Source organism: Streptomyces sp. NPDC002886 (assembly GCF_042888445.1).
Classification (GTDB): Bacteria; Actinomycetota; Actinomycetes; order Streptomycetales; family Streptomycetaceae; genus Streptomyces.
Map to the genome: position 1 here is coordinate 242,147 of NZ_JBIAPV010000006.1, position 12,789 is coordinate 254,935.

General features: G+C 67.2%; 11 protein-coding genes and 1 pseudogene. 4 read left to right on the forward strand and 8 right to left on the reverse strand.

Annotation, left to right across the window (positions count from 1 at the left end):
* Positions 1-981 (forward strand): hypothetical protein, encoded by a 981-nt coding sequence (locus ACFYYB_RS27165; protein ID WP_389438212.1) that lies wholly within the window; start codon positions 1-3, stop codon positions 979-981.
* Between the two features lie 583 nt (positions 982-1,564).
* Here ACFYYB_RS27165 and ACFYYB_RS27170 read toward each other — a convergent pair.
* The 3 genes from ACFYYB_RS27170 to ACFYYB_RS27180 form a co-directional block, all read right to left on the reverse strand.
* Complete coding sequence (locus tag ACFYYB_RS27170) at positions 1,565-1,675, reverse strand: hypothetical protein (RefSeq protein ID WP_389438214.1); 111 nt, start codon at positions 1,673-1,675, stop codon at positions 1,565-1,567.
* A complete protein-coding gene (locus tag ACFYYB_RS27175) occupies positions 1,672-1,884 on the reverse strand; it encodes a hypothetical protein (RefSeq protein WP_389438216.1) in 213 nt (70 codons plus the stop codon). The genes ACFYYB_RS27170 and ACFYYB_RS27175 overlap by 4 nt, the downstream gene beginning before the upstream one ends.
* Positions 1,885-2,190: 306 nt before the next feature.
* Positions 2,191-2,463 (reverse strand): hypothetical protein, encoded by a 273-nt coding sequence (locus ACFYYB_RS27180; protein WP_389438218.1) that lies wholly within the window; start codon positions 2,461-2,463, stop codon positions 2,191-2,193.
* A 1,437-nt stretch (positions 2,464-3,900) separates the two neighbouring features.
* On the opposite strand from ACFYYB_RS27180, the pseudogene ACFYYB_RS27185 reads away from it, so the two are divergent.
* Positions 3,901-5,114 (forward strand): annotated as a pseudogene (locus tag ACFYYB_RS27185) (IS110 family transposase).
* A gap of 276 nt (positions 5,115-5,390) precedes the next feature.
* On the opposite strand, the gene ACFYYB_RS27190 reads toward ACFYYB_RS27185, so the two are convergent.
* The gene (locus tag ACFYYB_RS27190) at positions 5,391-5,930 is read right to left on the reverse strand and encodes an SRPBCC family protein (RefSeq protein ID WP_389438220.1); all 540 of its coding nucleotides are present in this window, start codon (positions 5,928-5,930) and stop codon (positions 5,391-5,393) included.
* Positions 5,931-5,988: 58 nt separating this feature from the next.
* Between ACFYYB_RS27190 and ACFYYB_RS27195 the strand changes: the two genes are divergently transcribed.
* On the forward strand, positions 5,989-6,186 hold the full coding sequence (locus tag ACFYYB_RS27195; RefSeq protein ID WP_389438222.1) for a hypothetical protein: 198 nt from the start codon (positions 5,989-5,991) through the stop codon (positions 6,184-6,186).
* 263 nt (positions 6,187-6,449) lie between these two features.
* Positions 6,450-8,231 (forward strand): SpoIIE family protein phosphatase, encoded by a 1,782-nt coding sequence (locus ACFYYB_RS27200; protein ID WP_389438224.1) that lies wholly within the window; start codon positions 6,450-6,452, stop codon positions 8,229-8,231.
* A gap of 86 nt (positions 8,232-8,317) precedes the next feature.
* Here ACFYYB_RS27200 and ACFYYB_RS27205 read toward each other — a convergent pair whose 3' ends face one another.
* From ACFYYB_RS27205 to ACFYYB_RS27220, 4 genes are all read right to left on the reverse strand, one after another.
* Positions 8,318-8,668: a hypothetical protein gene (locus ACFYYB_RS27205; RefSeq protein ID WP_389438226.1), complete on the reverse strand. Its 351-nt coding sequence runs from the start codon at positions 8,666-8,668 to the stop codon at positions 8,318-8,320.
* A 343-nt stretch (positions 8,669-9,011) separates the two neighbouring features.
* Positions 9,012-9,161 carry a hypothetical protein gene (locus tag ACFYYB_RS27210; protein ID WP_389438227.1) on the reverse strand — a complete coding sequence of 50 codons (150 nt, stop codon included), beginning with the start codon at positions 9,159-9,161 and terminating at the stop codon, positions 9,012-9,014.
* A 351-nt stretch (positions 9,162-9,512) separates the two neighbouring features.
* Complete coding sequence (locus ACFYYB_RS27215) at positions 9,513-9,962, reverse strand: SRPBCC family protein (RefSeq protein ID WP_389438229.1); 450 nt, start codon at positions 9,960-9,962, stop codon at positions 9,513-9,515.
* An 880-nt stretch (positions 9,963-10,842) separates the two neighbouring features.
* Positions 10,843-11,034, reverse strand: a complete 192-nt coding sequence (locus tag ACFYYB_RS27220) for a cold-shock protein (protein ID WP_389438231.1) — start codon at positions 11,032-11,034, stop codon at positions 10,843-10,845.
* Positions 11,035-12,789 lie beyond the last annotated feature (1,755 nt).

The window sequence follows — 12,789 nt, forward strand, 5'->3', positions numbered from 1 at the left end:
ATGGATTCCACTGCACACATTCTGGATCTCATTCGTCGAGCTTTGGACGAGTTCGATGACCACCCGCTCGAAACGTCGGTGCGGCGGGCTGTACGGATCGCCAGTCTGATCGGCGACTCACATGCAGCGGTGCGCCTCGGGCTCGACCTTCAGGTCACTGGCGGCGACCCTGCCCAGCACCGGGGCGACCTTGATCGGCTGATGGCTGACCCATCCCGCTGGGAGTCACCTGATGAACCCGGCCCTGCCGTAACCGCCATGCGCGAGTACATACGAGACCGTGCAAAGGGCGACGCCGCGGGAACGGTCCTGGCTCACTCGCTCGCGAACATCGAGTACCTCACTAAGCAGCCGCCGATGACCCAGACATCCGCTGGTCTCGAAGCCGACTTCGCGCTGCGGCAGATCGCTGAGAGGGCGCGGCTGCGGACGTTCTCCTACTTGGTGGCGTGGGAGCGGCGATTTGGCTATGTGTCGGTCAACGAGTCCATCTTCGGCGACTACAAAGCACAGGTCGACAAAATGCTGGCTGAAGGCGTCCCGGACCTGGTGGAGAAGTTCACCGCTGTCTACAGGCGCATGAACGATGCCGCCACCAGCGACCCGGACGGGCCGGCAGGCGAGGAGCTCTCGCACGCTCTGACAACCTGCCGCCGCATCCTTGAGGCAGTCGTCGACCACGTATTGCGGCCTCGTTCCGAGCCGAGCGAATCAGGCCACAAGCTGGACCAGCCCGCCTACCGCAACCGGCTTTTCCAGTTCATCAAGGAAGCAAACACCAGCAAAACGGCGGCAAAGGTGACGGTGGCACTGGGGAAGGGCCTGCACGAGCGGTTCGTGGCCATCGACGAACTGACAAGCCAGGGCGTTCACGCTTCCGTCGCTCTGCAGGCAGCGAACCTCTGCGCGCTGAACACCTACATCCTGTGCGGGGAAATCCTTCTCCTCCAGCACCAGGCTGACAAAAGCGAGGGGCCGTAGCCGCGCTGCTCCGTCCCACGGTCCCAGTCGCGGTCGCTCTGCTCCCCACCGGAAGGGTCGGCCTCGCAGCCCGCTTCGCGGCCGCGCAGGCACCCGGCGGAGGGTTGTCGCTCTCTCTAGCGGGTGCCTGGCACGCAAGAGTCCCATCAGGGCCGGGGCAGTGGCAGGCCGGGTCCCGTAGCTGCTGCCCGCCGTCGTGGACGTGCAGGCGGTCGGCTGTGGATCAGCGTGCGAAAGTGCTCCGGCGACGGCGGATGCGCGTGCGGGGCGGTGACAGTGCAGTCTTTCGGCACGGTGCGGATGGCCAGGGTGACACCGCTGGTGCTCTGGCAGCGGCGCCCGATGGCGACGCCGGGTCCGATGCTGATGTTGTTGCCGGTCTGTGTGTCGTCCCCGACGACGGCCCCGAACTCGGTGGTGCCCGACCGGTACAGGCCTTACCAGTGCGCATGATCACTTCTCGGTCTGGCTTGCGCATGTCAGTGGTCATCTTGATCGCGGCGACGGTGACGCTGGCGGACAGGTGGGCTCGGGCCCCGAGGGTCGTGCGGTTGAAGCCGATCCGGTGCCCGAGGACGGCGCCTTACCCGACGAACGTGGCGGTGTTAAAGCCGACATGGGCGTCGGCGCACAGGACGCCTCCCTTCCTGACAGTGGTGAACTCGTGAACCTTGACGTCCGGTCCAATGATCACGTCGTCTCCGATGATCGCTGTAGGGTCGATGAACGCGGAGGGGTGATGCGCCGGTCCTCGCCTAGTGTGACCAGGGCTTCTCGCTGGAGGCCCTTCCACTGGGCCACGAATGCGGCCAGCTCGAACTTCTCCAGGTCGCCGACTGCGGTCGTGGCGACGATCCCCTGAGCCGGGGCGGTGATGTAGTCGCCGAGATTGATCCGTTCCATTCCGGTGGCCTCTCGTACGATCCGGAGACCGTGGGTGAGTGGGCGGTAGAGGAGACCGGCGTGCCTACCGGTGGCTCGTGGCTGTGTCCGTGGTCGTCACAGTGGTGATGCCCATGGCTCTGGTCGCTGTGGTGTGCGTGGCTGTGATCGCAGAGGTGGTGTACGTGACTTTGGCCGTGGTGGATAGGGCGGCCACGCAGGGCGAGTGCAGCAGGCGTAGGCCGATGGCGGTGACGAGGAGACCGCTGCCTAGGCTGAGCCAGCTGAGGACGGTCTCCCCGGCAAGATGGGTGGCCAGCGGGAGCGTCAGACGGTACGAGGAAGTCTGCGGTGTGGGTGACGGTGGCAGGACAGTGACGGCATCACGCGGGTGCCGCGTCGGTCGGCAAGGTGGGCGGCGCTGATCTGCGTATCGGCCTCCAGCACCATGTGTTTGCTACCTGCTCCCTGCCCCAGCCCGGCCTGCGCCGAGCGGCGCCTGCCCAGCAGAAGCTCGTAGGGCGCCGCGACGCCTTCGGTGGCCGGGCAGGAAACGCCGATCTGGATCGGGCCGATGCTCGCCGAGGGCACGAGGGTCACAATCTCAATTCCTTCGCGGTGGGCCGGGGCGGGGTGGCGAGGTACTGGTCGGTGACGGGAATGAGCCTCCCGACCATGTTCCAAGTCACCGCAGCTTGGCTTCCCGTTCGCAGGCCGTAGGAACGCATGTGATGCTGACAGATTGACCTGCGGACATACGAACGCCCCCACTATGCCGGTGAGGGCGCCGGCTGGAGAGACGGGCACGAACGGACGCTCTGCCGTCCGTGCCCTCGGCTCAAGACGTGTGCCAACTCCACGGCCGTTGGCCGGTTGCCGGGGTGGGCCGTCCGGGAAAGCCGAGGGGGCAGCTAGCTAGCTCAGGGGCGACGGGGAGGCCAGGAGTAGTTGCTCAGACACATTGAACGCAGTTGAGGCTCCTATTGAGCACTGCTTCCTCAGCGCGCTGAGTTGAGCAAGCGAGTTCGTGGCTGAAGGCGTCATAGAATCGTACGGTCATGCAGAATGTGTCATCGATGACATCGGCATGGGCCGTGACGGTACTGGTGAAGAGCGCTGCGGTACCGAGGAACACGATTGTGGTCATGCGTGCGAGGCGATACATGGGGCTCCAGAGTGTGGGAGAGGAATGGCGTGAGGGCCACGGCCTGTGAACGCCTGCTTCATTAGTACACGGGCTTTCCCCATCCTGCCCCGTTGGTGCCTCCATGTGGGTTCCGGCTGAAAATGGTGGGCTGGGCTGCCTCTTCCTCAGCGGCGAGGAGGTGACGACAGCGCACGGTCGCTCTGTCGGGGCTGCCACAATCTTGTCCTCAAGGGCACCCGCCCCACCGCCGAGCTCGCACGGAAGCGTTGCTCGCACGGTGGCCCACCGGCGCACAGAAGTGGAACTCCTCCACGGCGTCATCGTCTTCACCGGTGACTTCGACGAGCTCGACCTGGACACCGCACGACCCTGCCCAGGCCGCCGGTACTGAACCCCGACGGCGGCCTGGAGGTGTATCCGGCCGGAACAGGCGACCCCACACCCCTGCTCGCGTAGCGACGTCAAAGGGCTGCAGCCGCCTACAAAGCGGCGGCCGCTCGCAGGCAGCGCGGGCCGGGCGTTGGGGTAGAGGTGGGCGTCGCCGAATCGATCTGAAGGGCAGGAGCGGACAAGGGAGTCACCACGCCGTACGGAAGGCTGAAGGCTGCCCGGCGGTACTGCCCCCGATCAAGGCGGGCACTGGGCCTGACCCGCACACGCCCTATCGGCGCGGGCTGCCCCCGTTATGTTTTTCGCGGTCCTGCAATGGGGCTGGGGGGTGGTGTCGCCGGGCCTGGGAGGTGCCGTCACAGACGCTGATGAGAGACCCGGCTACTGCCCGGTCCGGTGCAATGCCGGGCAGCCTGCGGGCGGCAGGTCTGCATAACGTGGATGCGCGAGCACGGTGCCACTGCCGAGGCCGGCCCGGTCAACGAGCTGGAAAGGGTGCGATGTTAGACACCGAAGGGGTGGGCGTCTTCCTCGGAATAGACGTCGGCAAGACCGCCCACCATAGCCACGGGCTCCCCCCGGCGGGGAAGAAGGTCTTCGACAGGCCGATGCCCAACAGCGAAGAGAAACTGCGGGCCGTCTTCGACAAACTCAAGACCAAGTTCGGCACCGTCCTGGTCATTGTGGACCAGCCCGCCTCGATCGGCGCCCTGCCCCTGACCGTCGCCCGCGACGCGGGCTGCGAGGTCGCCTACCTGCCCGGACTCGCGATGCGACGGATTGCCGACCTCTATCCAGGCGAGGCGAAAACCGACGCAAAAGACGCCGCGGTCATCGCAGACGCGGCCCGCACTATGCCTCACACTCTGCGCTCTCTGGAGCTGACGGACGAGATCACCGCCGAGCTCACCGTCCTGACCGGCTTCGACCAGGACCTCGCCGCCGAGGCGACCCGCACCAGCAACCGGATACGCGGCCTGCTCACCCAGTCCCACCAGCGCTTGAGCGAGTGCTCGGGCCTCGACTGGACCACCCCGCCGTCGCCTGGCTCCTCGAACGCCACGGATCCCCGGCCGCTCTGAGGAAGGCCGGCCGCCGCAGACTCGTCGAACTCATCCGTCCCAAGGCCCCGCGCATGGCGGCCCGGCTGAGCAACGACGTCTTCGACGCCCTTGACGAACAGACCGTCATGGTTCCCGGCACCGGCACCCTCGACATCGTGATCCCGTCCCTGGCCCCTTCACTCGCCGCGGTCCACGACCAGCGCCGGGCCCTGAAGGCCCAGATCAGCACACTGCTGGAGGCCCACCCTCTTCACCCGATCCTGACCTCGATGCCGGGAGTCGGCGTCAGGACCGGCGCCGTCCTGCTGGTCACCATCGGCGACGGCACCGGTTTCCCCAGCGCCGCCCACCTCGCGTCCTACGCCGGCCTCGCCCCTACCACCAAGTCGTCGGGAACCTCGATTCATGGTGAGCACGCACCACGAGGCGGAAACCGGCAGCTCAAACGGGCCATGTTCCTCTCCGCCTTCGCCTGCATGAACGCCGACCCCGCCTCCCGCACCTACTACGACCGGCAAAGAGCCCGCGGCAAAACCCACACCCAGGCACTCCTGCGGCTCGCCCGCCAACGCATCAGCGTCCTGTTCGCCATGCTCCGCGACGGCACCTTCTACGAATCCCGGACCCCGGCTATCACCCTCGCCGCATGACCAGCCCAAACACCCACATACCTGGCACCACGTCCTTGACGAAGGACATAGAGACACCCCCCGGTGCCCAGCGTCGGCTACTGTCCGGCTTCGGCCGCCTCGACGGCGGACTTGATGCCCTCCAGTGCTTCCGTGAGGCCGTCGTCAACCTGCTGGCCTTCGACGCGCTCGGTGTGCAGTTCTACGGAGAGCCGGGAGTGGTTGGCGTCGTCTCCGGCGGCGACGTGCAGCCGGCCGCGGTAATCGTGCGGGCCGGCCGCGCCCCACTCCAGGGATTTACCTTCTTCGAGGACGTGGATCCAGGCCTCGCTCTTGACGTCCTGTTCCGGTTCGCCGGGTGGTTCGATGTGCGCGGTGACGGTGACCTTTGTCGCCGCCGTGCGGCTTCGCGGAGGTCAGCCGCGGCATGTAGGAGGGAAGGTTCTGCACGTCGGCGAGGTAGCTGAACAGCGTGGCCGCCGGAACCGCCACGGTGATCGAAGTGTCGTAGTCACTCATGGGGATCCCGTTCCCCTGCTCCAGCAGACGCAAAACCCCCGCAGAGTGGTGCCCTGGTGCGGCGAAAAGGACCGGCGCAGCCGTACCCGCCCGGCTGCCGGGCGGGTACGGCTGTACCGGCCCAGCTGACGCAGCGGCGAAATGGACCCGTCTGGCGCAGCACGCGCGCGGAGTCCGGCGCGCGGCCTTTGTGGGGGCACATGTCGACGCCCCCTTCTTCGCACCCGAGGCACGGCCCCGCCTTCCGTCGCAACGGGAACCTGCTCGATATATCGCCCTCTCGCTTCGCTTCACAGCCGAGGGGATGCGATTTGCCATTCTTCATGCAAGTTTGGCTAGCGAGGAATCGTCCCCCACGCATCAAGGAGTCACCGTCATGGGCGTTATGAAGGACAGGCACCAGCAGCCAGGCAAGGGCCGCGAAGAGCAGAAGCACCCGCAGCGCCACGGGCAAGACCCGGTCCACCCCGAGCCTCGCACCCCCTCCCGCGGTGGCCAGCGCCCCGAGGAGATGGAGCGGCGCCACCAGGAAGACCTGGTCCGTGACGACCGCGAACGCGACGACGACTTCTAGGCCCGCAGACCAACGCACGCAGAGCCCGGCCGGCACCAAGTAGCTCATCCGGCCGGGCTCAGCCACGACCACGCCGTGAAGCCGATACCCGTACTTGCGTAGGCTGGACACGGTGGAGATGAGGTCTTGGTTGGAGCGCCCGAGCCGCTCGAGCGACGGGACTATAGAGGTCTCGCCGGATCGCAGGTAGTCGAGGGCCTCCGGGGACTTTCGCTCGCCCGGCTGGCGTACGCGCTTCACGGCGCTCTCCCGCCTAAAATGAGGTGCCCGAGGCAAAGGTCTCCCGGGCCAGGTCGCGACAAGCTTTCGCCCTGCTCTACCCCACGCTCGTTGGAGGGCAACGCTTGAACCGGTTCGCCCGGCTCGCCACCCGGGTCCTGGATGCCCCACTCGGGCTGGTCTGGCTGGAGCCCGCAGGCACGGCCGCGGGGGCGCTCCCCGAGTGCTGGCCGCCCGAAACGGATCCCGGCACAGAGGTGCTGGGGCGCTGCCGGGTGGTCGCGGAGAGCGGACGCCCCCAGTTCCTCGCGCGCGCCGAGGACGGTGCGGCGGCTTTCGCGTTCGCCGGTGTACCCCTCATAGGGAGTTCAGGCGAGCTCCTGGGGGTCCTTGCCGTCGTTGACCCCTCGCCCCGGGTCTGGAGCGAGGACGACCAACAGGATCTGTCGGACCTCGCTGCGGCCTGCAGTGCGCAGATGCGGATGCGGAAGCGTTCCGAGAACGGACGTCTGGCCCGCGAAGCCGCCGAGGAGGCCGCGTACGCGGCTGAGGGGGAAGCGCATCGCGCGCAGAAACGGTTGAACCGGTCCGAGCTACTTCTGCGGGCGGCGGAGGATCTCGCCGACACCAGCGGCCTGCACGACGTGCGCCAGCGTGTCGGGGACCTGGTCAGCGGGGACCTCAAGCCCGCCTGTATCGACCTGGTCCTGCTGCGGCAGGGCAGGCTCGAGCATGTCCGCAGTCCCATCGACGGTGAATGGCCTGATATTCCCGAGTCGTTCGATCTTGGTTCGCCGTGGCCTGCCGCGCAGGCGGTGCGGGAGAACCGGATGGTCGTGGTCGATGCACCGTCACAGAACGGCACTGCGAGCGGCCCGTTGGCCAGTCCGGCCTTCGCCACCCAGGACCTTGCGACCGCCGCCTGCCTGCCCCTGCGCGGGACGCGCAGCATCCTGGGTGTCCTGGTCCTGGGTTGGGACGCCCCCTACCAGTTCGGTGTGGAGGAGCGTGCGGTGCTGACCACGCTCGCCGGCTACACCGCCCAGGCCGTCGAGCGCGCCCTGCACCTCGACGAACGGGTCACCGCCGCCCACCAGCTCCAGCGGGCCATGCTCACCAAGCTCCCCGACACCCCCAGCCTGGAGCTGGCCGCCCTGTACCGGCCAGCCATGCACGACGAAATGGTCGGTGGTGACTGGTACGACGCCTACCCGCTGCCAGGCGTAGCGAACGGCGACGTCACGGGAGGACTGGCCCTGACTGTCGGCGACATCACCGGGAACGACATGCAGGCCGCCGCCCTCATGGGCCAGGTCCGCAGCATGCTCCGCCAGGCCGACCACGACCACCCCGGCAAGGGCCCCGACCAAGCTCTCACCGCACTCGAACATGCCTGCCGCCGACTGGATCTCCAAGCCAGCGGGACCGCCGTCCACGCCCATATCCGTCCGGCGGCCGACGGCTACTGGCATCTGAAGTGGAGCAACGCCGGCCACCCCGCCCCGATGCTGGTCACCGCCGACGGCGTCGTGGAAAGCCTGACCCAGCACGACATCCTCCTGCACCACGCCCTGCCGCCCCGACCCCGCACCTGCGCCGGCCGCTCAATGGCCCCGGGCAGCACCCTGCTCATGTACACCGACGGACTGGTCGAGGAACGCGGCGAGGACATCGAGGTGAACATCGGCCGGCTCGCCCACCTCCTCTCAACATCACCACCGGGGATCCGGCTGCACGCATTGCTGCGGTCCCTTCTCGACGCGGTCGGTCCGCGTGAGGCCGAGGACGACACCGTGCTCTTCGCGGTCCGCATCCCCGCGAGCTAGACGCCGCCATCGGCACACGACAGGACGCGCCCGCGGCACCGCGCGGCCGGTCCATGTGAGGGGCAGGCATTGGCTCTCGGCGGGGACTACCGGCGTAGAAGCGTTCGGGCGGTGAGCAGTGCGTGCTCGGTATGTGAGTGGACGGGCAGAGTGGGCTGGTTGGACTTGATCAGGTAGCGGGTCGCGGGGTGCGGGGCGACCGCGGTCATGCGGATGCCGATTTCGGTGCAGTGGCGGTGCGTGCGCAGGACGACGGAGACGCCAGCGGGTGTGCCGGCGGCAGGTTCGAGCGTAATGACCAGGGCCGCGGGGTGGTGTTCCTCAATGAGCAGGTCGATGGCCTCGGTCAGTGCGGCACGCTCTTCGGTGTCGACGGAGTCGTGGACGGTGATGATCAAGATGTTGTCATCGAGCAGCAGGCGACTGTGCAGGTCCATCTTCTCCCCTGTCCCGGAGCCGGCAGAGGCGGGCTCCCGGAGAGCAACCTCCCATGGGGGTGGCCGGTCACGATTCGTGGTGGCTGGAGTTGACAACAACGGTGTCGGTCGGAGCTGTGGGGAGGCCACCGTCTTTGGACACGGGCAGAAGCCGATCGACGTGACTTTACCAAGGGTTGTTTGTGAGTGTGTTCGGCTTAACGGCCGTGGTGTGGCCGGAGGTGCGCTTACCGTGCAGTGCCTGCGTAGCGAGAACTGCCCCGTCGGGGCCTCAGGTCACGCCTCTTGGGCTCGGTCAGTCCGGCTGGGTTGACTTCGAAGACGAATGGAGCCTCAACGCGAGCTACCGCACTGGGCAGAGCGGTCGTCTTCGTGGTGATCGGCCGTCGGCGAGCTCGCTGATGATCAGGCGTGGGGAGGGGTCGAGCTCCAGGCGCCAGTGGTGCCGGATGCCGGCCTTGGCGTAGAGCACGGGCTTGAACTTGCGGTCCATGGTCTGGTTGCCGGGTGAGACGAGTCGACGGTCGGCTGGATGGCGTCGGCGTCGATGCTGATCCTGTCCTCGCAGCAGCGTCCGCGTCCGCGACGACGATGCCCGGCACGACCAGTCGGGACGGCAGGATCACGTTCATCGCCTCCAGTACGTTCACTGCGGCGCCGGTGGCCTAGGCGGCGGCCTCGAGGGCGATCTGGAGGTGCTAGCTGGCCCGCTGGTGACGCAGGCCGGGGCGCTGGACGGCCTCGCAGGAACCCTGGGACGCGTCTTCATGTAGTCGGGAAACGAACGCACCCGCAGCGCTGGAGGCAGCCGCGGGTGCGCTGACGATTCAGCAGGGTTCAGGGGTCAGACGTTGCCGCGCCAGGCGCCGGTCTCACGGCCGCGGTCCTCGATGTACTCCTTGAACCGCTTCAGGTCGCCGGTGATCTGCCGCTTGACGAACCCGAGCTTGTCACCGACGTTCTCGGCGAAGCCTTCCGGGTCGTAGTCGAGCTGCAGCATCACCTTGGACTTGTTGTCGGCGAGGTGGTGGAAGGTGACCACACCGGCCTGCTTCACCTCGCCCCCGACGGTGGTCCAGGCGACGCGCTCGTCGGGGATCTGCTCGGTGATCTCCGCGTCGAACTCGCGGTCCACCCCGCCGAACTTCGTCACCCAGTGCGTGAGGGTGTCCGTGCGCTGCTCGATCCGCTCGACCCCGTCCATGAAGTGGGGGAACGATTCGAACTGCGTCCACTGGTTGTAGGCGGTACGCACGGGAACGTCGACCTCGATGGACTCTTCGACCTTCGACACAAGGCTTCCTTCCTCTTCGCCAGCCGGGCTGTGCCCGGCCGTACCCGGGGAGACCTTCCCCTGCCGTCGCCTCTGCCCCCGCTACCCTCATCCATGTCCCCCGAACAGACGCACGATCCCCGTAGTGCGGATCCTCCCTGGGGACGGTGGTCCCCCCTGCGGTATGGGGTGCTGCGCTGCGGCCCGCCGGGTGGCCCCGACGTCGCTGATGCCCCATCCGGTGCGTGGGCCATGCGGTGCATGGCCCACGCACCGGCGCTCATGGAGTGGGTATTGCGCGCCCGGCTCGGCATCGCCCCCACGTCGCCGAACGACAGCGCGGTGTCGGGGGCGTCCCCTTGGATGCCCGCCTCGGTCGTGTGCACCACGCCGTTCGCGCGGGAGAACACGTGTGCCGCCGTAGATCGTGATGGCTTTCCGGGAGATGGTCGGAGACCTCCAGGGCATGGGTGGAGTCTCACCTCGAATAGAACGCGATCCCACAAAACCAGACCATGGCCACTGACTATGGCGCAGCGCTCGCCAGCACTGGCTCTGTGGGTCTGTACCGGTCTTGCTCCTCAGGGTTCGCGTGTGGGCGGTGGGTCGAGCAGGGTGGGGTCGCGGCCGTCGAGGGAGCCCCATAGGCGGCGGCCACCTACTCCGTCATGGCCAGGGTCCTGCTGGTGCCGCCGGCCAGGACGACGGGCACGATCAGCGCCGGTCCGCCGTCTGGCCAGCTGCCTGTGCACAGAGCGCCTTCCAATACGTCGGCGATGTGGATGTGGGGGACGGTGTCACCGGTCAGGGTCCTCCGCGAGGACAGCAGCAGCCAGATGGTGCCGCGCAGTCCGCAGCGTGGCCGTGTCGGGTGGGGCTGTGCGAGGCGGGACGTGGCAGTTCAGGGGCGTACCTCTCTGGCTTCGAAGCGTGTGGGACCCAGTTCGAGGGTGAAGGTGACCCGCTGGCCCGCCGAAAGGCTCCCGGACCTGCTCAGCAGGTCGGCCCGTACCACGGGGACCGGGACCTGCGAGTTCAGAGGGATGATCTCGCCCCGGCCATGCTGCCGGTCCCACCACCGGACGAACCCCATGACCCGCTCCTCGAGTGTTTCGGCTTCATACATCGTGCGCTCCCGCCTGGCGTTCTTGGCGGAATCACCCTGGTCAGCGTGGATGCCTGGGTGGTTCCCTCGCCATGCGTCTCGTCCGCTTCGTCCTCCTCATGCGGAAGACCGCTCCAGCGGGTGATTCCGTAGGCTCCCGGAGTGAATGCAGGCTCGCCTACGGCCACGCGTACTCCCGGCGCACCACCGGCTCAAAGCCCGAAGGGAAACCGTGTCAAGGCGCGCGCCTATAGGCCAGCGCGTCTCCACACCAGCCGGCTTCGCCGGCCGACGTGCGTCCAGGTCCGGGAAGGCATCTGGCCTACTCAAGGTCGCAAAGTGTCAGATAAACGGCCACTACAGGGAGCATCCACCGGCCGCTGTCGGGTGTCGAACCGGAGTTAGCGGAAACGGAGGGAGGCAAGCCAAAGGTCTTCCGCGACCAGATCGTCAAGTTCTCGCTGCCCTGACCCCAGTGCGTCTTCAAGCGTACCTACGGCCTGCCCCGCCGACAGTCTCCATGTCATGCCCGGTCTCCACGCCCACCGAGGCGAGCTCAGCGTCTAGGCCTTCTCCTTCGGATCTTGGTTCGGAGGAGTCCGCATGCGGCCTGTCCGTACATGTATTGGCGAGGTGGACGAAGCCGCAGCGAGCGGTCAGTTGTGGGCGAACGAGGTTCGCGTGCGTCCGACGGCTGAGGATCGGGACGCGTTGGCACGGCTTGTCGAGGTGGACGCAGACCCTTTCGAAGTCGAGTTGTACGAGCGCGCGGCGGATACCCATGTACTTTCGATCGTTCGGGCTCAGAGGCCGCGGGCCGGGCCGTACGCCAGGCATGTGCAGCGACTTAAAGAGCGTCTGCAGCGCCATGGCAGTTGAGCAGTTTTCTTCGGATCATCGGATCGTTGGTCGAGTGTGTCGTTGACTGACTCGCAGGGGGCGTGCTTCGGGCCGTTCCTGGCGCAGCGGATGCCGAAGAGGGGCGGTCGGTGGCGTGAACACCGGCAGGTGATCGACGCGATCGCGTTCAAGTAGCGTAGGGCACGCCGTGGATAGAGCTGCCCGAGCGGTTTGGTCCTGGAAGGGTGACCACAATCGGCTGCGGAAGTGGGCCGCCGACGGACCTGGTAGAAGGTCTTCACCGCCCTGCTCGCTCAGGCCGACGCCGAAGGCGACTTTGAATGGGTCGTCGCGGTCGATTCCACGATCGTGCGTGCTCATCAGCACGCCGCCGGGGCCTGTCAAGAGGGCCCCGGCCAGCGAGCTGAACGATCATGTTCTCGGGCGCTCCTGCATCGGACTGACTATAAAGATTCACGTTGCGGCCGATAGTCGCTGCTGGCCCCTGGCCTTCGTGATCAGAGCTGGACAGGCCGGGGACGCAACCGTGTTTCCGCTGGTCATGGCCCGCTTGCGGGCTCCGCGACCGGTCGGCAACCCCAGCGAGTCACGCGGCCCTCGGTCTGGGTCAGAGCTGAAGGCTGAAGCAGAGCTGAGAGGTGACCCGCGGCACCGGCTCGGACTACGAACAGCCAACCGGCTCAGAGCCGGAGCTGGAGCGTCCCGCAGCAACAGGACGTCGTTGTGGCTCACGAAGAACGAACCGCGCCTGATTTCGAACACTCCTGTTCAGGCTGCTGGGCGTGAGCCAGCTTCGTCTTGTCGAGAGAGCTCTCAGGCCCGGGCCCCGGAGGAGCAGCTCGGCCTATCTGCGGCTCTGCCGGGCCGGCCCCATTTCCGCTA

Excerpts from the sequence above, each read along its gene's own strand:
- ACFYYB_RS27165 (WP_389438212.1), top strand. The coding sequence starts at position 1 with ATGGATTCCACTGCACACATTCTGGATCTCATTCGTCGAGCTTTGGAC.
- ACFYYB_RS27175 (WP_389438216.1), bottom strand. The coding sequence starts at position 1,884 with ATGGAACGGATCAATCTCGGCGACTACATCACCGCCCCGGCTCAGGGG.
- ACFYYB_RS27190 (WP_389438220.1), bottom strand. The coding sequence starts at position 5,930 with ATGGCAAATCGCATCCCCTCGGCTGTGAAGCGAAGCGAGAGGGCGATA.
- ACFYYB_RS27195 (WP_389438222.1), top strand. The coding sequence starts at position 5,989 with ATGGGCGTTATGAAGGACAGGCACCAGCAGCCAGGCAAGGGCCGCGAA.
- ACFYYB_RS27205 (WP_389438226.1), bottom strand. The coding sequence starts at position 8,668 with ATGGACCTGCACAGTCGCCTGCTGCTCGATGACAACATCTTGATCATC.
- ACFYYB_RS27210 (WP_389438227.1), bottom strand. The coding sequence starts at position 9,161 with ATGGACCGCAAGTTCAAGCCCGTGCTCTACGCCAAGGCCGGCATCCGG.
- ACFYYB_RS27220 (WP_389438231.1), bottom strand. The coding sequence starts at position 11,034 with ATGGGGTTCGTCCGGTGGTGGGACCGGCAGCATGGCCGGGGCGAGATC.